General features: G+C 33.3%; 21 protein-coding genes. 15 read left to right on the top strand and 6 right to left on the bottom strand.

Translation table 11 applies throughout. The annotated features are described in order from the left end of the window. The first annotated feature begins 31 nt into the window (after positions 1-31). Entirely contained in the window at positions 32-658 is a 627-nt protein-coding gene (locus tag ACYQ5R_RS11380; RefSeq protein WP_460191076.1) for a peptidoglycan-binding protein LysM, read from the top strand. A 57-nt stretch (positions 659-715) separates the two neighbouring features. Here ACYQ5R_RS11380 and ACYQ5R_RS11375 read toward each other — a convergent pair whose 3' ends face one another. Genes ACYQ5R_RS11375 through dnaA form a run of 3 tightly spaced genes read right to left on the bottom strand, consistent with a single transcriptional unit; the run spans position 716 to position 3,318 of the window. Beyond that, a complete protein-coding gene (locus ACYQ5R_RS11375) occupies positions 716-1,426 on the bottom strand; it encodes an SAM-dependent methyltransferase (RefSeq protein ID WP_460191075.1) in 711 nt (236 codons plus the stop codon). Continuing rightward, positions 1,426-1,878 (bottom strand): low molecular weight protein-tyrosine-phosphatase, encoded by a 453-nt coding sequence (locus tag ACYQ5R_RS11370; RefSeq protein WP_460191074.1) that lies wholly within the window; start codon positions 1,876-1,878, stop codon positions 1,426-1,428. The genes ACYQ5R_RS11375 and ACYQ5R_RS11370 overlap by 1 nt, the downstream gene beginning before the upstream one ends. 12 nt (positions 1,879-1,890) lie before the next feature. Beyond that, a complete protein-coding gene (gene dnaA, locus ACYQ5R_RS11365) occupies positions 1,891-3,318 on the bottom strand; it encodes a chromosomal replication initiator protein DnaA (protein WP_460191073.1) in 1,428 nt (475 codons plus the stop codon). Between the two features lie 181 nt (positions 3,319-3,499). Between dnaA and ACYQ5R_RS11360 the strand changes: the two genes are divergently transcribed. Next, complete coding sequence (locus ACYQ5R_RS11360; RefSeq protein ID WP_460191072.1) at positions 3,500-3,907, top strand: acyl-CoA thioesterase; 408 nt, start codon at positions 3,500-3,502, stop codon at positions 3,905-3,907. On the opposite strand, the gene ACYQ5R_RS11355 is transcribed toward ACYQ5R_RS11360, so the two are convergent. After that, positions 3,888-4,499, bottom strand: coding sequence for an IMPACT family protein (locus ACYQ5R_RS11355; RefSeq protein ID WP_460191318.1), 612 nt, complete (start codon positions 4,497-4,499; stop codon positions 3,888-3,890). The genes ACYQ5R_RS11360 and ACYQ5R_RS11355 overlap by 20 nt on opposite strands. A gap of 80 nt (positions 4,500-4,579) precedes the next feature. Here ACYQ5R_RS11355 and ACYQ5R_RS11350 point away from each other — a divergent pair, with 80 nt between their 5' ends. Next, positions 4,580-5,623 carry an isoaspartyl peptidase/L-asparaginase family protein gene (locus ACYQ5R_RS11350; protein WP_460191071.1) on the top strand — a complete coding sequence of 348 codons (1,044 nt, stop codon included), beginning with the start codon at positions 4,580-4,582 and terminating at the stop codon, positions 5,621-5,623. Here ACYQ5R_RS11350 and ribD read toward each other — a convergent pair. Next, positions 5,620-6,675 (bottom strand): bifunctional diaminohydroxyphosphoribosylaminopyrimidine deaminase/5-amino-6-(5-phosphoribosylamino)uracil reductase RibD, encoded by a 1,056-nt coding sequence (ribD, locus tag ACYQ5R_RS11345; protein ID WP_460191070.1) that lies wholly within the window; start codon positions 6,673-6,675, stop codon positions 5,620-5,622. The two genes, ACYQ5R_RS11350 and ribD, sit on opposite strands and share 4 nt — an antisense overlap. 21 nt (positions 6,676-6,696) lie before the next feature. Here ribD and ACYQ5R_RS11340 point away from each other — a divergent pair, with 21 nt between their 5' ends. The 12 genes from ACYQ5R_RS11340 to ACYQ5R_RS11285 all read left to right on the top strand — a co-directional run bounded on the left by ACYQ5R_RS11340 (position 6,697) and on the right by ACYQ5R_RS11285 (position 18,269). Continuing rightward, positions 6,697-7,188 (top strand): GNAT family N-acetyltransferase, encoded by a 492-nt coding sequence (locus ACYQ5R_RS11340; protein WP_460191069.1) that lies wholly within the window; start codon positions 6,697-6,699, stop codon positions 7,186-7,188. Then, entirely contained in the window at positions 7,188-8,036 is an 849-nt protein-coding gene (prmC, locus tag ACYQ5R_RS11335) for a peptide chain release factor N(5)-glutamine methyltransferase (RefSeq protein ID WP_460191068.1), read from the top strand. Before ACYQ5R_RS11340 ends, prmC begins: the two co-directional genes overlap by 1 nt. A gap of 84 nt (positions 8,037-8,120) precedes the next feature. Beyond that, a complete protein-coding gene (locus ACYQ5R_RS11330; protein ID WP_460191317.1) occupies positions 8,121-8,621 on the top strand; it encodes a TetR/AcrR family transcriptional regulator in 501 nt (166 codons plus the stop codon). A 675-nt stretch (positions 8,622-9,296) separates the two neighbouring features. Further along, positions 9,297-10,109 (top strand): mechanosensitive ion channel family protein, encoded by an 813-nt coding sequence (locus tag ACYQ5R_RS11325; RefSeq protein WP_460191067.1) that lies wholly within the window; start codon positions 9,297-9,299, stop codon positions 10,107-10,109. A 6-nt stretch (positions 10,110-10,115) separates the two neighbouring features. After that, positions 10,116-10,703 carry a GNAT family N-acetyltransferase gene (locus ACYQ5R_RS11320; protein ID WP_460191066.1) on the top strand — a complete coding sequence of 196 codons (588 nt, stop codon included), beginning with the start codon at positions 10,116-10,118 and terminating at the stop codon, positions 10,701-10,703. A gap of 7 nt (positions 10,704-10,710) precedes the next feature. Next, on the top strand, positions 10,711-11,778 hold the full coding sequence (locus ACYQ5R_RS11315) for a hypothetical protein (protein ID WP_460191065.1): 1,068 nt from the start codon (positions 10,711-10,713) through the stop codon (positions 11,776-11,778). Positions 11,779-11,927: 149 nt separating this feature from the next. Then, positions 11,928-12,602 carry a tRNA (guanosine(37)-N1)-methyltransferase TrmD gene (gene trmD, locus ACYQ5R_RS11310; RefSeq protein WP_460191064.1) on the top strand — a complete coding sequence of 225 codons (675 nt, stop codon included), beginning with the start codon at positions 11,928-11,930 and terminating at the stop codon, positions 12,600-12,602. 205 nt (positions 12,603-12,807) lie between these two features. Then, on the top strand, positions 12,808-13,158 hold the full coding sequence (gene rplS / locus ACYQ5R_RS11305; protein WP_460191063.1) for a 50S ribosomal protein L19: 351 nt from the start codon (positions 12,808-12,810) through the stop codon (positions 13,156-13,158). A 746-nt stretch (positions 13,159-13,904) separates the two neighbouring features. Beyond that, positions 13,905-16,130, top strand: coding sequence for an NADP-dependent isocitrate dehydrogenase (locus ACYQ5R_RS11300; RefSeq protein ID WP_460191062.1), 2,226 nt, complete (start codon positions 13,905-13,907; stop codon positions 16,128-16,130). Positions 16,131-16,191: 61 nt separating this feature from the next. Then, positions 16,192-17,004, top strand: a complete 813-nt coding sequence (gene murQ / locus ACYQ5R_RS11295) for an N-acetylmuramic acid 6-phosphate etherase (RefSeq protein WP_460191061.1) — start codon at positions 16,192-16,194, stop codon at positions 17,002-17,004. Then, entirely contained in the window at positions 16,994-17,230 is a 237-nt protein-coding gene (locus ACYQ5R_RS11290) for a DUF6095 family protein (protein WP_460191060.1), read from the top strand. The genes murQ and ACYQ5R_RS11290 overlap by 11 nt, the downstream gene beginning before the upstream one ends. Further along, positions 17,217-18,269: a D-alanine--D-alanine ligase gene (locus tag ACYQ5R_RS11285; RefSeq protein ID WP_460191059.1), complete on the top strand. Its 1,053-nt coding sequence runs from the start codon at positions 17,217-17,219 to the stop codon at positions 18,267-18,269. The genes ACYQ5R_RS11290 and ACYQ5R_RS11285 overlap by 14 nt, the downstream gene beginning before the upstream one ends. Here the strand turns inward: ACYQ5R_RS11285 and ACYQ5R_RS11280 are convergent. Continuing rightward, positions 18,258-18,755 (bottom strand): DinB family protein, encoded by a 498-nt coding sequence (locus ACYQ5R_RS11280; protein WP_460191058.1) that lies wholly within the window; start codon positions 18,753-18,755, stop codon positions 18,258-18,260. The two genes, ACYQ5R_RS11285 and ACYQ5R_RS11280, sit on opposite strands and share 12 nt — an antisense overlap. Positions 18,756-18,957: the final 202 nt, after the last annotated feature.

The raw sequence follows: 18,957 nt of genomic DNA, 5'->3' as shown, positions 1-18,957 counted from the left end.
TAGTTGTGGTTATAAAACCAAACAAAAAACAATGAAAAAAGAAACTATATTATTGGGGTTAGTGGTTATCTTTTTAATCTCGGTTAAATTTAAAGAGGCCGATTTTGATTTTGAACTAATTTCTGAAGAAAATTGTTACTTGCAAATTGTTGAAGCAACTGTTCCAACTGAAGAAGAGGCAGTTCACTATATTGAACCTCCATTTACAGGAAAATCATTTATCGGGTTTAGACAAGCTTTAGGATTTAAAGAATCTCGAAATAGGTATCATATTGTTAACAAATATGGATACCTAGGTAAATACCAATTTGGAAAATCTACTTTAAGACGATTAAAAGTGAGAAATGTAGAAAATTTCTTGCGCGATCCTGAACAACAAGAACAAGCCTTTGAGGCACTATGCTCACTTAATAAGTACATTTTAAGAAAAGATATTAAGCGTAGTGTTGGATCTAAGATTAACGGAATTCTAATAACAGAATCAGGCATCTTGGCTGCAGCTCACCTTAGTGGTGCAGGTAACGTTAAAAAATATTTACGTAGCGGCGGTGCAAACGATGTAAGTGATGCCTTTGGAACTTCAATTCAAAATTACATGATTTTATTCGCTGGATATGATGTTTCTGATATAGAAGCAAATCAGCATCCAGTAATTTAATCTATTTTTTTATGTTCTAGAAAACACTTAATTTAAGATTGTGAAAAAGTCTTATGCTTACCCCTCTTTCTGAATTATAAATATAGTAGGACGCTTATGTAAACTTAGCTGCTCTTTTTTCCAAGCTGTAGCTGTTTTAGTTTTAATAAATTCTGTTTCCAATGTTATATCAGAAGCTATACAAATATTAGTGGTGGGTTGTAAAGTCGATACCAGATCAGAAATCATTTTATCGTTCCTGTAAGGCGTCTCGATAAATATTTGAGCTTGATTATTCTCAAAAGAAATGCGCTCAAGATATTTTATTGCCTTTTTTCTTTCCTTTATATCTATTGGTAGATAACCGTGAAATGCGAATTGCTGTCCATTCAATCCAGAAGCCATCATAGCTAACAATATAGATGAAGGCCCTACTAGCGGCACAACTTTAATATTCTTTTTATGAGCGAGTTTTACTACCTCAGCCCCAGGATCTGCAATCGCAGGAACTCCTGCCTCTGATAATAATCCTACTGAAACTCCATCATCACAAACATCCAAATATGTTTGAATTTCTAATTGATCTGCATATTTGTCTATTGATTTAAGTACTAATGAAGGTTGTGATTTTTTTGGCGTAATTCTTTTAATAAATCTACGTGCTGTTTTCTGATTTTCAACAATAAAATAATCCAATTCCTCAATCATTTTTTTTACCGATAACGGCAGTACTTCTAAAGGTTCATTATCTCCTAAAGTAGTTGGAATCAAATAGAGTTTACCTTTCATTAAGATAGTTTTTTAACAATCACATCACATGCCTGATCAAGCATTTTATATACCGTCTCAAAACCATGTTGCCCCCCATAATAAGGATCGGGAACATCTAAATTTTCACCAGGAAAAACTTGATTCAATATAAGCGACACCTTTAATTTATCTGCCTCGCTTCGAGCTAATGCCACCACATCGGAGTAATTAGAATTATCCATCACATAAATAAAGTCAAATGCATCAAAATCATTTTCTGTAAATTTCCGGCATTGTTGCTGAGAAATATTTACTCCATACTTTTCTGCCACAGCAATCGAACGCTTATCAGGTGGGTTACCTACATGGTAACCAGCAGTTCCTGCTGAATCCACTTCGATGCCGTATGCAAATCCTTTTGACTTTAAAATTCCCTCTGCCAAAGGAGAGCGACAAATATTCCCCAAACACACCATCAACACCTTTGCCATAAATATTCTGTTTTAGTATGTCAACTTCTTAGTCAAGTCTTCAACATACTTTCTAAACTGTTTGTCCGTTTCGGTAAGATTGTCAACAGTTTTACAAGCATGCAATACAGTAGCATGATCACGCTTACCAATTTGCGACCCAATACTTGCTAAGGAAGCTTTAGTCATTCTTTTTGCAAAGTACATAGCTAATTGACGCGCCTGAACAATATGACGCTTTCTAGTTTTAGACTGCAATGTAGCCACATCCAAATCAAAGTAACTCGATACTACTTTTTGTATTTGGTTAATAGAAACTTCTCGTTTGGTATTCTTAACAAACTTATCTACAATTTGCTTCGCCAATGCTAAAGTAAATTCTTTTCTATTAAACGATGCCTGAGCAATCATAGATACTAAAACACCCTCCAATTCTCGAACATTCGATTTAATATTTTTTGCTATATAATCTACAATTTCTTCTGGCATATCCACACCGTCTCTATACAATTTGTTCTGAAGTATAGAAATTCTAGTTTCATAATCAGGAGATTGCAATTCTGCAGAAAGGCCCCACTTAAATCTTGATAACAAACGCTGTTCAAAATCTTGCATATCCACAGGTGCTTTATCAGATGTCAAAATAACCTGTTTTCCATTTTGATGTAAATGGTTAAATATATGGAAGAACACATCTTGAGTTCCTGTTTTACCTGAGAAAAACTGAACATCATCAACAATCAATACATCTATCATTTGATAGAAGTGAATAAAGTCGTTTCTAGTATTTGATTTAAACGAATCTATAAACTGCTGCATAAATCGCTCAGAAGAGATATACAATACAGTTTTCTCTGGGTATTTATCTTTAATCTCAACACCTATAGCATGAGCCAAATGTGTTTTACCTAAACCAACACCACCATAAATCATTAACGGATTAAATGATGTTCCACCAGGTTTATTAGCTACAGCCATACCAGCAGATCGCGCCAATCTATTTGAGTCACCTTCAACAAAGCTATCAAAATTATAGTTTGGATTTAGTTGAGATTCAATTTTTACTTTTTGAATACCTGGAATAACAAAAGGGTTTTTCAATTGACGTTTATTAATCTCTAACGGCACTGTTACTCCTTGCGCATTTATAGGATTTCTATTTGAACTTGGAAATTTTACTGTATGAGGTGTTGTACTACTGTAGGTATTCTCCATACGCACATCATAAATCAACTTTGCATCGTCTCCTAGCTCTCTCATTAATGCAACACGCAATAATTTTATATAATGCTCTTCTAGCCATTCATAAAAAAACTTACTCGGAACTTGAATGGTTAATGAATCTCCAGAAATTTTAATCGGCTTAATTGGCTCAAACCAAGTTTTGTACGCTTGAGGCTTAATATTGTCTTTAATAAAAGACAGACATTTATTCCAAACTGAAGAAGCAGTTTTCGTCATTCTTAATAGTTACGTTTTAGTTTGCGGATTATGTTGGTTGACTTAAAATTTTTGGGGGCGTAAATCCGGTAGTTTTAAGTGATACAAAAGTGTGAATAAAATTTAGTATAAAAAAATAAAATAGCTATTGTTTGGTAACTTTTTTATGCGTATAATAAGGCAATTAAAACTCAATCCCTACATGCGTTCGCATCAGCTTAAAATCCGCGTCAGATATGGAGAAACCGACCAAATGGGGTTTGTTTATTATGGTAATTACGCACAATTTTTTGAAATGGGAAGAGTGGAGTGGTTAAGACATCTAGGTGTTTCATATAAAGACATGGAAACCAGCGGTATTATGCTACCTGTTTTAAAGTTAGAAACTAACTATATAAAACCGGCGAAATACGATGAATTATTGACTCTTAAAACAACCCTAAAAAAATTACCAGGAGTAAAAATAGAATTCGATTATGAGTTATTTAATGAACATAACGAATTATTAACAACTGCATATACGAGTTTAGTGTTTATTGACATGAAAAAAAATAAACCAACAAGATGTCCAGATTATCTTTTAAAAAAGCTCAATCTACTTTTTTTATAGTCACACAGCGCAGATCTTCTATTTTTCTTAAGACTGAAGTAACTTCATTTTTTCTTACTGCTATTTCAAATTCGCAATTCATTTCCATTTTCTGCTTCTCTATTATTACATCGGCCCCCTTAATTATGCGCATTAACTTATTAAGGTCGGCATATTCAAATTGCAAGTTAAGAGTAATGTCAATAGTTCTCTCAACTATCTGCGCCTTTTCCAACGCTAGTTTAGTACCTTCTTTGTAGGCTTGTATCAAACCACCTACTCCCAATTTTGTCCCTCCAAAATAACGAACAACTACCGCCAAAACATTGGTTACATCATAAGCAACCAACTGCCCTAATATAGGCTGACCTGCACTATTGCTTGGTTCTCCATCATCATTTGCTCTAAAGGATATTTGTTCTTTTCCAATTCTATAAGCAAAACACCAATGCCTCGCCTTATGGTGCTCTGCTTTTAATTCGGCTAATTTTTCTTTTACCTGTTCTTCCATCGTCACAGGAAATAAATATCCAAAAAAACGACTTCCCCTATCTTTAAAAACGTCACCTTTTGTTGCAATCTCTATTGTATTGTATGTGTCTTTAGAATCGATTACTTGTTTTTTTTAGGTTGTCAAAGATATACATTCAAAAAATTTAAATTGAATATCTTTGATTCACATAAACAACAACCATGAGAAAATTTATCATTTCTATAATAAGCTTAACCTTAATAATAACATGCTCAAACCCCAATTCAAATATTGAAACTGAAAGCAAGAATAAATTTGCAATTGTAATTCATGGAGGCGCGGGCGGCATAAAACGTGAATATTTTACAGAAGAACAAGTTAAAGCCTATGAGATAAAACTAGAAGAAGCCTTGGATACTGGATACCAAATTCTTGATAAAGGAGGCGCTTCTATAGAAGCAATTCAGGCAGCTATAATTATTATGGAAGACTCACCTTTATTTAATGCAGGCAAAGGAGCCGTTTACAACAGTGACGCAAAGCAAGAAATGGATGCGGCAATTATGGATGGAGCAACCTTAAACGCAGGCACAATAGCAGGTGTAAACCATATTAAAAACCCAATTTTAGCAGCCAGAGTTGTTATGGACAGCTCTAAACACGTAATGCTATCTGGCGAAGGCGCTGTGATATTAGCAAAAAAATATGGAATTGAGATGGTGGATAGCAGCTATTTCTATACGGAGAAAAGGTTAAATCAACTTTTAAAAATTCAAGGTGTAGAAACAACCAAACTTGACCATACTACCTATTTAAAACATCACAACTTAATTGATGACCATAAATACGGAACTGTTGGCGCTGTTGCCATTGATAAAAACGGTAATATAGCCGCAGGTACTTCAACAGGTGGTATGACGAATAAAAAATATGGACGCATCGGAGATGTGCCAATTGTAGGTGCAGGAACCTATGCAAATAATCAAACTGCCGGAATATCTGCAACAGGAACTGGAGAATTTTTTATTAGGACTGTGGCAGCTCACGAAGTTTCTAACCTTATTAAATATAAAGAATATACTCCTAGCGAAGCCTTAAATGAAGTGCTTTTTAATCAAATCGGACCGCTAGGTGGCGAAGGAGGAATGATTTTGATAGACAGTAATGGCGAAGTGTTTTGGGATTTTAACTCAACTGGAATGTTTAGAGGATATAAAAAATCTGATGGTACACAAAAAATCGCCATTTTCGAAAAAGAAATTTAGTTGTTATTGCTGTAATAAACTAACACATCAGACCCTACATTCTCTGCACTAAAAGAATGATTCTGTATTCGCGGAGCGGGTACACCCTTTAAAAATCTTGAAATTCCAATAAATACACGTGCCTCATCCCATAAATTAGCATTAATAAAACTCTGAATGGTTTTAGCACCTCCTTCGATAAGAATCGATTGAATATCTTTCTCATATAAATACGTACAAACTTGTTCTGCCACCTCTTTAGAATAATCAATAACAGCTACCTCAACATTCGAATTTTCAATAGGAAAACCAATACGAGAACTTGTAAATACAATTGTTTTAATAGTGCCATCAAAAACATGAGCATTCTTCGGAATTCTAAGCGAATTGTCTAATACAATTCTTACAGGGTTCTCCCCTTGCCAAGATCTAACGTTTAATCTTGGATTATCCTTTAATACAGTATTGGTACCAACCATTATTGACTGCTCTTCACTTCTCCATTGATGTACTAATTGTTGAGAATATCTATTTGATATCCACGTAGGCTCAATAGGCTCACCCTCTTTTCTCAATCGGTCAATAAACCCGTCATTAGTTTGCGCCCATTTTAATACGATATAAGGTCGTTTCTTATTATGAAAAGTAAAAAACCGTTTGTTTATGGCCTCACATTCTTTTTCAAGAATTCCAGTAATCACCTCTACCCCATTATCCTTTAATCGTTCAATACCCTTACCACTAACTAAAGAATTATCATCTATAACCCCAATTACAACTTTAGGTATTTGGTGTTTTATAATATAATCAGAACATGGTGGAGTTTTCCCGAAATGACTACACGGCTCCAAACTCACATATAAAATAGCCTTTGTTAGTAGTTCCTTATTAGAAACTGAATCAATCGCATTCACCTCAGCATGCGGCCCACCATAAGGACTTGTAAAGCCTTCACCAACTATTTTATCGTCAACCACAATTACACATCCCACCATTGGATTTGGCCTTGTTGTACCCAATCCATTTTTAGCCAATTCTAAGCAACGAGATATATATTTTTCGTGTATCTTCACAAAACAAAAATAGGGCATAAATTGACGAATAACAACTACATAATTCGCGAGATAGAACCGAAAGACAATCAAGAGATTGCCAAAGTTATTAAAGAAGTTTTAATTGAGTTTGGAGTTCCAAAAGTAGGTACGGCATATGAAGATGCTGCGTTGGATTGCATGTATGAAACATATGATATTTCTAAAGCAACGTATTTCTTAGTTTTAGATAATAATAAGATTCTGGGCGGTGCAGGTATAATGCATTTGAAAGACAGTGATGAAAATATATGCGAGCTTCAAAAAATGTATTTTTCTAAAGCGTCAAGAGGCAAAGGTCTTGGAGCAAAAATGATGGAAACATGCTTAAAAAAGGCAAAAGAATTTGGATATGACCGATGCTATTTAGAGACCCTTCCATACATGAAAAATGCTCGAAAATTATATAAGAAAACTGGATTTACATCATTAGATAAACCCATGGGAAATACAGGGCATTACAGTTGCAATATGTGGATGATTAAAGACCTGTAATGACACTTTTTAATTTAAAACAGCGCTACTATAATGTACTTGAACGCCTTTACCCCAAAAGCGAAATTGATGGATTATTCTATATTTCTTTAAAAAATATCTTAAATAAAGATCGTATACATTTTGCATTGCATCAACATGATGACATCTCAACAGAAATAATAGAAACTTTTGAGACAGTTCTCAAAGATTTACAAAATGAAATCCCCATTCAATATATATTCGGTAAGACAGAGTTTTTTGGATTACCTTTCAAAGTAAACCAACATACGCTAATACCAAGACAAGAAACAGAAGAATTGGTAGCATGGATACTACGAGATTTAGAAACAGACCCCTTACTAGCTCCCACTATTTTAGATATTGGTACTGGTAGCGGATGTATTCCCATATCTCTTGCTAAAAACATACCAAATGGAAATATTAAAGCTATAGATATTTCTGAATCAGCATTAAAGGTAGCAAAGGAAAATGCCTTATTAAATAACGTTTCCATAAAATTTGAACTAAAGGATATTCTAACCAATAACTTGGATAGCACATACAATGTTATTATTAGTAACCCACCGTATGTTAGAGAATTAGAAAAAGAAGAAATTAAAAATAATGTTCTTGATTACGAACCACATTTAGCCTTATTTGTAAAAGACACAAACCCCCTATTGTTTTATGAACGCATAGCAGATTTAGCGTTAAAGCACCTATCAGAAAACGGAACGTTGTATTTTGAAATAAACCAATATTTGGGAAGTGAAACAAAAAACCTACTTATGAGTAAAGGGTATTCTTACGTAGAACTTCGAAAAGATCTTTTAGGCAACGATAGAATGCTTAAAGCAAAAAAATAACCTTTACACTTGTTAGTTTCAAATCTCATTTAATTTTGTGAGCGATTACTCACTTTTTATTGAATGACAACAAAGAAAGAATAAATATTAAATACTGCACTTGAATTATTTGGAAACAATGGAATCAATGTTACATCAACCAGCAAAATAGCTAAGACCGCTGGCGTGAGCGAAGGATTAATTTTCCGTCATTTCAAAAACAAACAAGGTTTACTTGATGCAATTATGGATGACGCAAAGGAGCGTACAGGTAAATTGTTTGGTCCCATTTTGATGGAAACAGAACCGAAAGAAGTTTTGAGAAAAGTGATAAAATTACCCCTCTCCATTAGCCAATATGAGTATAATTTTTGGAGACTACAGTTCAAATTAGAATGGGAAATTGAAGAATATAGTGGTGAAAAAATGCAACCATTATTAGACAAATTAACATGGGCTTTACACAGTTTAGATCATAAAAAACCAGCCATGGAGGCACAAGAAATGATGTATATCATGGAAGGAATATCTTCTGAAATATTGAAAGGAACTCACAATCTTAAAGAAACATTTGAAAAATACCAAATACTAAAATACAAGCAATAAAAAATTTACAATTACAATTTAGTGATTACTTACTTTTCTTAAGAAATTATGAAAAATATAGCATTAATAAAAGGAGCATCAAACGGAATAGTAAAAGTATTTGTCAAAATCCACAACTCCCTATGGCTAGAATAAAATATCGATTGCAAGGGATAAAGAAAATCTAAATAAAATAAATTAAAGCATTTACATAATATTACTATTAAGATAATTTAAAAGACTTGATAAAAGCGAATACAGTTGAAGAAATATTTGGTAGGTTAAAAATGCGAATATCCTTATTTATTATTCAAATAAAATACCAATTTAATATTGTACAAACGCGAATAATCAGAAAGTATTCGTAAACAAATAAAGTACAATTATAAAAGTTATCAATCTATTTCCAATTGCTCTGTAAATAGATTTCGCTAGAGAGGGAAGAGCAGAAATATGCGATCTTTTTATTAATGTTTTTCACTAAATAAAAGGCATGAAGTGTTAATAAAGTCATATAAGAAAATTAGATTATACAATAGCTAGTGCAATACCCAGTCAAAAATTCATATTGCACTATACCATTCAATTAAACAAATTGCTTTTAAAGCTCTGTAAATGAAATCATTTTATCTTTAAGTTGAGTTTATTTTATAAATTAAGTATTTTTGTTAGAAATAATTTCTAAAACCTAATACTATGGAAATCAACAAATGGTTAGATAGTGCGAATGAACTGGCAATGACCTACGCTCCTAAACTTATCGGGGCAATTTTAGTCGTAATAATTGGTAACTGGGTTATCAAATTTATTATGAGACAATTCATGAAAGTCCTAGATAAAGGAAATACTGATGATTCTTTGAAACCATTTTTGAAAGGCATTGTCGGAATGCTTTTAAAAGTTATGCTTGCAATTAGTGTACTGGGTATGCTTGGCATAGAAATGACCTCTTTTATTGCTATTCTTGGTGCTGCTGGTTTGGCTGTGGGTATGGCACTTTCAGGTACATTACAAAATTTTGCTGGTGGCGTAATGATTTTAATTTTCAAACCATTTAAACCTGGAGACTACATAGATGCTCAAGGTCATCAGGGTAGTGTTCATGAAATACAAATCTTTAATACTATTTTAAAAACACCAGATAACAAAACCATAATCATTCCGAATGGAGGTTTATCTACTTCTGCAATGGTAAATTATTCTGCTGAGTCTACCAGAAGGGTAGATTGGACATTTGGAGTTGCATATGGCGACGATGCTGATAAGGCAAGAAGCGTTATTTCTAAACTCTGTGAAGAAGATAATCGAATTTTAAAAGATCCTGAGTTATTTATTGGTCTCTCAGCATTGGCAGATAGCTCTGTGAATTTTGCAGTAAGGGCTTGGGTAAAATCTGAAGATTATTGGGGCGTATTTTTTGAAATGAATGAAAAAGTATACAAGACTTTTGACAAAGAAGGATTGAGCATACCATTTCCTCAAATGGATGTGCATGTTCACAAGGAATAATTTTTCATGAATACATGGCTCCAACCAGTTATTTTAAAAGGCACTAGTATAAAACTAGTGCCTTTAGATTTTTCGCATAAAGAAGGATTGCTAGCAGCAGCTTCTGATGGAGAATTATGGAACCTTTGGTACACCTCTGTACCCTCAAAAGAAACTGTAGACCGATATCTAGAAAATGCTTTAATTAATCATACGATGTTGCCTTTTGCCGTAATTGACAACAATTCAGGGAGCGTTATTGGATCAACCAGATATTGCAATGTAGAACCTAAAAATTTACGCTTAGAAATTGGCTATACTTGGTATGCCAAAAGTTACCAACGCACCAGTATAAACACGCAATGTAAATTAGCTCTACTTACTCATGCATTTGAAATATTAAACTGCAATGCTGTTGAGTTTAGAACGCATTATTTTAATGAAGCTTCAAGAAATGCCATTACTAGACTTGGCGCCAAACAGGATGGTGTATTAAGAAACCACAGAGTGGATGCTGATGGTTCACTAAGAGATACTGTAGTGTTTTCAATTATTAAAAGTGAGTGGCCTATAATTAAGAAACATTTAAAATTTAAACTTAGAACATTTAAATAATTACAACGTGCAGCTCTCCATTCAACTACAAAACACCATTGTAAGACTAAGTTTATTTTTAAACCTTATCATGTTGTTTACCAGTAGTCAACTCTGGATAAATACCAAATCGTTACCAATCTTTCCATTGATTGACGAGCAATGGCTGTTGCCTGTTACTTTAGAACTACCTTTTATTATTGCCTACGGCATGCTTCATGTGATTGCAATTATTAAACCCAAAAAAATATGGGTAGGTATCATAATATTGATGTATATACTGTTGGTTTTGAATGATCAGAATAGGCTAGTAATTTATCATTACCAAGTTATGCTCACCCTTTTCTTGTTTGTTTTAAACGCTCCTATTCACTTTTACAAAGTACTGTTTATTGGTATATATTTCTGGGGAGGCCTTCATAAATTTAACTCCTGTTTCTATGACTATTTTACAAATATTTACTTATTCGGAGCTCCAAAAATCCTTAAAATAATTATCGCCATTGGTATTCCTCTCATAGAAACTATATTTGCAATTGGATTAGCTTTTAATAAAACTAAAAAATATGCTTTCAAAGGATTATTTACAATGCATATAATAATCTTATTTTTAGTCTTTTTTAAATTTAAGAGTTATAACATCATACCTTGGAATATCATTAACTGTTTTATCTTGTTGTTTCTCTTTTATAAAGATCATAAGATTCAAGAAATCAAGGAAAAATCAAATAACACATTGGTTTTATTGCTCTTAGTTATAACTATGGTTTTTGGCCCTTTGTTGAATAAAGCAGAATTATGGGATGATTTTTTAGCGTTTAAAATGTACACCTATGATGTGAATCAGTTTTATTTTAATGTATCAGACAAAGTTAAAAACTATTTACCACAAGAAATTCAAGAAAATTATAGGATTGACCAAAATGGTAATACCATATTTTACCTCTATGATTGGTTTTATAAAATTAACAAAATACCCGTTTACCCTGAAGAAAGAAACATTATTTATATAGAAAACTATTTAACAGAGTTTCTTCCAACTGAAACAAAATTTAAAGAAGAACTGATTCTTAAAAATTATAGGTATTGTGAATAATATGTGATACCTATTTAAAATTGCAGTTGTTCTAATTAAATTCATAATTTCTTTATTATTGTTGGATAGAATCAATTAAAACAACTCATATCATATATAAGCACACTCTTAAACTTTGCCCCCTTTAAAAATCAGCGTATCTTTGTCGCATGCGTATAGACATTATTTCTGCGGCTCCAGGGTTGTTAGAGAGTCCGTTTCAACATTCTATTGTAAAAAGAGCCATCGATAAAGGGTTGGTTGAGATTTATATTCATGATTTACGTGATTATGCCATAAATAAATATGGTAAAATAGACGATTATCAATTTGGAGGTGGTGCAGGAATGGTATTAATGCTAGAACCTATAGATAAATGCATATCAAAGCTGCAGTCTGAACGTACTTATGACGAAGTTATTTATATGACACCAGATGCCCCTGTATTGAATCAAGCAACAGCTAATACCTTGTCGTTAAAACAAAACATCTTAATTCTTACAGGACATTACAAAGGAGTAGACCAGCGCGTTCGAGATACTTTTGTGACCAAAGAAATTTCTATAGGAGATTTTGTATTAAGTGGCGGAGAATTACCAGCAGCGGTTTTAAGTGATGCAATTATACGTTTAATTCCCGGAGTTATTGGCGATGAAACCTCTGCCCTTACCGATTCTTTTCAAGACGGATTATTATCCCCTCCAGTATATACACGTCCTGCAGATTACAAAGGCAACAAAGTTCCCGATATTCTATTATCAGGTAATTTTCCTAAAATTGATGCATGGCGAGCTGAACAAGCATTGGAACGTACAAAAAATATTAGACCAGACTTGTTAGATTAGACATTGAAGAATACACTAATTGTTAGGCTTTATGTTTTTACCTTAATCCATAAAAACGAACTCCAACACACTTAAATTCAGTAATAAAAAAAGTATTACTTCTTTTTGCATAACAAAACAAAATACCTAAATTTGCACTCGCAAAATCAACCTCTGACGAGAATCGTGAATGTTGGTTTTCTTAAACCATTTTAAATATAGAACAATGGCAGATTTAGTAAAATTCGTACAAAACGAGTTTGTAACAAAAAACGAATTTCCTGAATTTTCAGCGGGAGACACTATTACAGTGTATTACGAAATTAAAGAGGGAGACAAAAAACGTACACAGTTTTTTAAAGGTGTTGTAATTCAACGTAAAGGATCAGGTACTTCAGAAACATTTACTATCCGTAAAATGTCTGGCACTATTGGCGTTGAGCGTATTTTCCCTATCAATTTACCAGCAATTCAAAAAATTGAAGTAAACAAAAGAGGTAAAGTTAGAAGAGCACGTATTTTCTACTTTAGAGGTCTTACTGGTAAAAAAGCAAGAATTAAAGAGGTTAGACGCTAAGTCAAAAACCAAACCACATTAAAAACCCGATTTGTTTTCAAATTGGGTTTTTTCGTTATTAACAATTGTTGAAAACCGCAGTGTATACTTTGTTGAGAACTAGCTATTTATTTTTTTTGAAATTTCAAAATTGTCATACATATTTGTAGTATAAATAACATTGAATAGTATTCGAAGTTATTCTTAAATGTTCTTGAACATCCCTTTTGAAGGTTTAACAAAAACGTAAGTCGGCATAGTATTTAGCATACCAATGAAGACTTTGGAAACTGAAAAAGGTTTTAACGAAAATAAAGCGAGTAACGTCTTTTGAGAAGTTGCCAAAGGCTGAAATTTTGCGTTAAAGAAATTGAAAGGAAACCAAAGCTACTTTAAAAGCACTGCAGTGTACTCCGAAGTAGTTTTTAAGAATGGGTAAGGTTGTTAAAGAAAGTGGATAATTCAACTGGCAACAGAAGTATTAGCAATCACTGCTTTAATTTAGATATCAAAACTTAAAAGCGAACGTACCTAAAGTCTTTTAAAGGGTGTATTATTATAAGTAATCACATTGCTAAGGTAGAATTTCAGTAAAAAGCCATGTTAAAAGAGAAATCTTTTAGTATGGCTTTTGTTTTTTTAACAGCTTTTCATTTTTTGATGTATCGGTTTCTCATATCATCAAAAAATCAGCGAATTAATAGCAAAATCCCATCAAAAAATTGCCATTGTTTTACTAACTTTGCTCGCCTTAAAATTATTAGACAATGACAAGCAATAGAACTACGATAAACTATACAATTACAGATGAGGCTCCAGCATTAGCTACACACTCATGGTTACCAATTGTTAAAGCGTTTACAAACAAAGCAAATATTGCTATTGAAACAAAAAATATTTCATTAGCTGCTAGAATCCTAGCCAACTTTCCAGATAATTTAACTGTAGAACAACAGCACGAAGATGCCTTGGCTATTTTAGGTTCTTTGGCTAAAAAATCTGAAGCTAATATTATTAAGTTGCCAAATATTAGTGCTTCTTTACCGCAGTTAAAAGCGGCTATTGCAGAATTACAAGCTAAAGGATTTAACGTACCATCTTACCCTGATGGAGATTCTGATACTGATAAAGAAATTAAAGTGCGTTATGCTAAAGTTTTAGGAAGTGCTGTAAACCCTGTGTTACGTGAAGGTAATTCAGACCGTAGAGCGCCAAAACCAGTAAAAGAATACGCAAAGAAAAATCCACACAGCATGGGTTCTTGGAGTTCAGATTCTCAGTCGCATGTTGCAACAATGGGTGAAAACGACTTTGCATCTAACGAAAAATCTACAACTGTTGAAAATGCAACAACAGTTCAAATTATACACACTGCTACAGATGGCACAAAAACGGTTTTAAAACCTGAAGTGGCTTTATTAGATGGCGAAATTATTGATGCTACCGTAATGCGTAAAAATGCATTGGTAGCATTTATTGAAAAAGAAATTGCTGACGCCAAGGCAAATGGAATTTTATTTTCATTACATATGAAAGCCACTATGATGAAGGTTTCAGACCCAATCATCTTTGGTCATGTATTAAAAGTTTTCTTTAAAGATGTATTTTCACAATACGGTAATACTTTTGAAGAATTAGGGATAAACCCTAACAACGGATTAGGGAACCTATTAAGTGCCTTAAGTGCATTACCTGCTGATAAAGAAGCTGAAATTAAAGCTGCTATTCAGTCTGCAATTGATAATGGCCCTGACTTGGCAATGGTAAATTCAGATAAAGGCATTACTAACTTGCATGTACCAAGTGACGTTATTATTGATGCCTCTATGCCTGCAATGATTCGTAATTCTGGACAAATGTGGAACGCAGACGGTAAGTCTCAAGACACCAAAGCGGTGATACCAGATAGTTCATACGCTGGCATTTACCAAGCTACGATTGATTTCTGTAAAAAGCACGGAGCATTTGACCCTACAACTATGGGTTCTGTATCAAATGTTGGTTTAATGGCTCAAAAAGCAGAAGAGTATGGATCTCATGATAAAACTTTTGAAATCGCTACTGATGGTTTGGTGAGTGTTGTAGATGCGAATGGAGTAACATTATTAGAACACACTGTTGAAGCTGGCGATATTTGGAGAGCTTGTCAAACAAAAGATTTACCAATTCAAGATTGGGTGAAGCTTGCTGTAAATAGAGCGAGAGCAACAGGAACTCCTGCTATTTTCTGGTTAAATGAAGAAAGAGCTCATGATACAGAATTAATTAAAAAGGTAAATATTTATTTAACAAACCACGATACAACAGGATTAGACATCAGAATTATGGCTCCTATTGAAGCTACTGAATTTTCTCTTGAAAGAATTAAAGAAGGTTTAGATACTATTTCTGTAACTGGTAATGTATTGCGTGATTATAACACAGATTTATTCCCAATTTTAGAAGTAGGAACAAGTGCTAAAATGCTATCTATTGTACCTTTAATGAATGGTGGTGGCTTATTTGAAACTGGTGCTGGTGGATCTGCTCCAAAGCACGTGCAGCAATTTGTTGAAGAAAATCACTTACGTTGGGATTCTCTAGGAGAGTTCTTGGCATTAGCTGTTTCTTTAGAGCATGTAGCCGACACAACAAACAACAGTAAAGCAAAAGTACTTGCAACCGCCTTAGATGAAGCTACTATTTTATTATTAGACAATCAAAAATCGCCTTCTAGAAAAGTGAATGAGATTGATAACAGAGGAAGTCATTTTTATTTAGCATTGTATTGGGCAGAAGCATTAGCTGCTCAAAATGATGATGCAGAATTAAAAGCTGCTTTTGTTCCATTAGCAGAAAATCTAAAAGCAAACGAAACTGTTATTGCCAATGAATTAATTGATGTTCAAGGTGCTGCAGTTGAGTTAAGCGGATATTACCTGCCAAATGATGATAAAGCATCAAACGCAATGTGCCCGAGTGCAACATTAAACAACGCGATTGCCAACTTTTAAGCAATCTAAAATAAAGCCAGAAGCCTCAATGTCCATTGAGGCTTTTTTTTATCTTTGATTTATGAGCTTTACAAAAACCACTGAACAATCTTCAAATTATAACCAACTAGAAAGCATGTCTGTAGCTGAGTTAATTCAACATATGAATTCAGAAGATCAGACCGTTCCTATTGCTGTTTCCAATTGTCTACCTCAAATAGAAGCACTAATAAATATAGTATTAGATAAACTTAAAAACGGTGGCCGATTATTTTATATTGGTGCTGGAACAAGTGGTAGATTGGGAATTTTAGACGCATCTGAATGTCCTCCAACATTTGGCGTCTCTCATGAGTTGATACAGGGTTTGATTGCTGGTGGTGACACCGCTATTCGAAAAGCTGTTGAAAACGCCGAAGATTCTACAACTCAAGGCTGGATTGATTTAAAAGCTAAAAATATTAGCGATAAGGATGTTGTTGTTGGTATCGCGGCTTCAGGTACTACTCCATATGTAATTAGCACATTAGAAAAATGCAACCAAGAAGGTATAGCTACTGGTGGCATCACCATGAATGCAGGTAGTCCTTTAGCATTAACTCCAAAACATCCTATTGTTTGTGTCGTAGGTCCTGAGTTTGTTACAGGTAGTTCAAGAATGAAAGCTGGTACAGCTCAAAAGCTTATATTAAATATGATTTCTACTGCCACCATGATTCGATTAGGAAGAGTCAAAGGAAATAAAATGGTAGACATGCAACTTTCTAATGAGAAGTTAGTAAATAGAGGAACTCGCATGATAATGGAAGAATTACAAATTGACGAGACTTTGGCGAACCAATTATTACTGAAATACGGTAGTGTTAGAAATGCAATTAAAAACTATGGCGAGTAATAAAGAAATAATAGTAAGTGGCATAAAATATTTAGGCATCGCTTTGCCTTTTATGCTTATTGGCCCAATATTACTAACTATTGGATTTAGAGCCATGAATGATGGCAACTATCTTTTTCTAATTATTGGTATAGTTATTATTATTGCCGCGATCATTTTGGCTTTTAAAGGAGTTGCTGCTATATTAAACGGATTTTTCAATTCAGAGAAAGATGGCTCAGAATAGTCGTTTATACAAAATGTTGCATTGGGAGTTTTGGCCCTCCTATATGTTTTATATCCCTAACATTCCGTATGCATTTTATTTAGCCTTAAAAGCTAAAAGCCCCGTATTTTTTAGTGCCGTAAATCCTGGGATTCACAATTCAGGAAATGGATTTGAATCAAAATATGATACGATTCAAATGTTACCAGAATCACTGCGACCAATAACCTTACTAATAAAACAGAATACTCCTTTTGAAGAAATAATAGAACAACTCAAAATTCATTCATTAGAGTTTCCAATAATTGCTAAGCCCGATATAGGTTTTAGAGGATTATTGGTAAAAAAAATAGATTCATTGGAAGAGTTAAAATCACATTTAAACTCCTACCCTATTGATTTTATTTTACAAGAATTTGTTGACCTCCCCAACGAATGCGGCATTTTTTATTACCGCATACCAGATGAGCAAGAAGGCAAAATTACATCAATAACACTTAAAGAATTTTTAAGTGTAAAGGGTGATGGAATTCACACAATAAAAGAATTAATTGAGCAACATGAGAGAGCTGTATTATACTTACCACTATTAGAGGAATTGCACGGTAATCAACTCGGTTTAGTTTTAGAAAATAATTTGGATTTTGTATTAAATGAAATTGGTAATCACTCTAAAGGCACTCGATTTATAAATGGTAATCATTTAATAAATAAAAAATTAGAAAGCGCATTAGATGCATTAAACAAACAGATTGATGGATGGTATTATGGGCGCATTGATTTGAAGTTTGATTCATTCGACGATATACTAAATGGGAAAAACTATAAAATTCTAGAGATTAATGGAATTATTGCAGAGCCAACTCATATTTACGATGCTCAAGACTCTAGTTATTTTAAAGCCATTAAGGCAATAGCAAATCATTGGAAAACCATCTACAAGATTGCAGTAACAAACCATTTTGTTCTTCACTATCCATACACAAAAACAAAGGACTTTTTAAAAGAAATGAAGTCTTTAAAAAGATATACCAAAAACTTAAAAACCTTAGCTCGCTAGGGTTTCATTTTTTGGAGTTGTTGGATTAAACCCAAAGTCGGTGTCAGGTATTTCAATTCCTAACTGAGCTATGATATATCCTAAACTTGCGAAATGATGAATTGCATGACTATGTGCTTGAATTAACAAGCCTCCTAAAGTATAGGTTTGCTCCACCATACCAAGTCCCAAATCGTCTTTAACAGTAATAAATTGATCTAAATCAGCTGATTCCAATTCCCTTATCTTAACTAAAATATTTTGATAATAATCGATCCCAGCATCAGTATTCAATTCAACCATTTCATTCCGTTTTCTTGCCGTAAGGTCAACACATAATTTTGGATATCCTTCAAGAATACAGTCAAAAACATCCAAAATATGACGCATATGTTTTCCAATGCTTGAATAATAGGGTGCGACTGAAGTATTCGTGTATTGTTCATTAGAAATAGTGCTCAAAAGTTTAACTCCTCTATTGAGGTTCATTTCAATCGCTGAAATCATAAATCGGGTTTTGGGTTAGTAACTTATCACAATTAGAAACTGCAATTTTTTGTTTTTAAATATACTAATTATTTAAAGCTATTTTTTACACTTCAACATTTTTTTTAAACAATCATTGCATAAATCATTAAAACATTTTTCAAACATCCTATTTCTAGCTATGTTCATATTTACATTTAAAAACGAATATTATTTGCAATTT

It is taken from the genome of Urechidicola sp. KH5, assembly GCF_054661455.1.
This window is presented reverse-complemented; position numbering and strand designations above follow the sequence as displayed.

Excerpts from the sequence above, each read along its gene's own strand:
- ACYQ5R_RS11380 (WP_460191076.1), top strand. The coding sequence starts at position 32 with ATGAAAAAAGAAACTATATTATTGGGGTTAGTGGTTATCTTTTTAATC.
- rplS (WP_460191063.1), top strand. The coding sequence starts at position 12,808 with ATGGCAGATTTAGTAAAATTCGTACAAAACGAGTTTGTAACAAAAAAC.
- prmC (WP_460191068.1), top strand. The coding sequence starts at position 7,188 with ATGACACTTTTTAATTTAAAACAGCGCTACTATAATGTACTTGAACGC.
- ACYQ5R_RS11300 (WP_460191062.1), top strand. The coding sequence starts at position 13,905 with ATGACAAGCAATAGAACTACGATAAACTATACAATTACAGATGAGGCT.
- ACYQ5R_RS11360 (WP_460191072.1), top strand. The coding sequence starts at position 3,500 with ATGCGTTCGCATCAGCTTAAAATCCGCGTCAGATATGGAGAAACCGAC.
- ACYQ5R_RS11280 (WP_460191058.1), bottom strand. The coding sequence starts at position 18,755 with ATGATTTCAGCGATTGAAATGAACCTCAATAGAGGAGTTAAACTTTTG.
- murQ (WP_460191061.1), top strand. The coding sequence starts at position 16,192 with ATGAGCTTTACAAAAACCACTGAACAATCTTCAAATTATAACCAACTA.
- ACYQ5R_RS11325 (WP_460191067.1), top strand. The coding sequence starts at position 9,297 with ATGGAAATCAACAAATGGTTAGATAGTGCGAATGAACTGGCAATGACC.
- ACYQ5R_RS11370 (WP_460191074.1), bottom strand. The coding sequence starts at position 1,878 with ATGGCAAAGGTGTTGATGGTGTGTTTGGGGAATATTTGTCGCTCTCCT.
- ACYQ5R_RS11290 (WP_460191060.1), top strand. The coding sequence starts at position 16,994 with ATGGCGAGTAATAAAGAAATAATAGTAAGTGGCATAAAATATTTAGGC.
- ACYQ5R_RS11375 (WP_460191075.1), bottom strand. The coding sequence starts at position 1,426 with ATGAAAGGTAAACTCTATTTGATTCCAACTACTTTAGGAGATAATGAA.
- trmD (WP_460191064.1), top strand. The coding sequence starts at position 11,928 with ATGCGTATAGACATTATTTCTGCGGCTCCAGGGTTGTTAGAGAGTCCG.
- dnaA (WP_460191073.1), bottom strand. The coding sequence starts at position 3,318 with ATGACGAAAACTGCTTCTTCAGTTTGGAATAAATGTCTGTCTTTTATT.
- ACYQ5R_RS11285 (WP_460191059.1), top strand. The coding sequence starts at position 17,217 with ATGGCTCAGAATAGTCGTTTATACAAAATGTTGCATTGGGAGTTTTGG.
- ACYQ5R_RS11350 (WP_460191071.1), top strand. The coding sequence starts at position 4,580 with ATGAGAAAATTTATCATTTCTATAATAAGCTTAACCTTAATAATAACA.
- ACYQ5R_RS11320 (WP_460191066.1), top strand. The coding sequence starts at position 10,116 with ATGAATACATGGCTCCAACCAGTTATTTTAAAAGGCACTAGTATAAAA.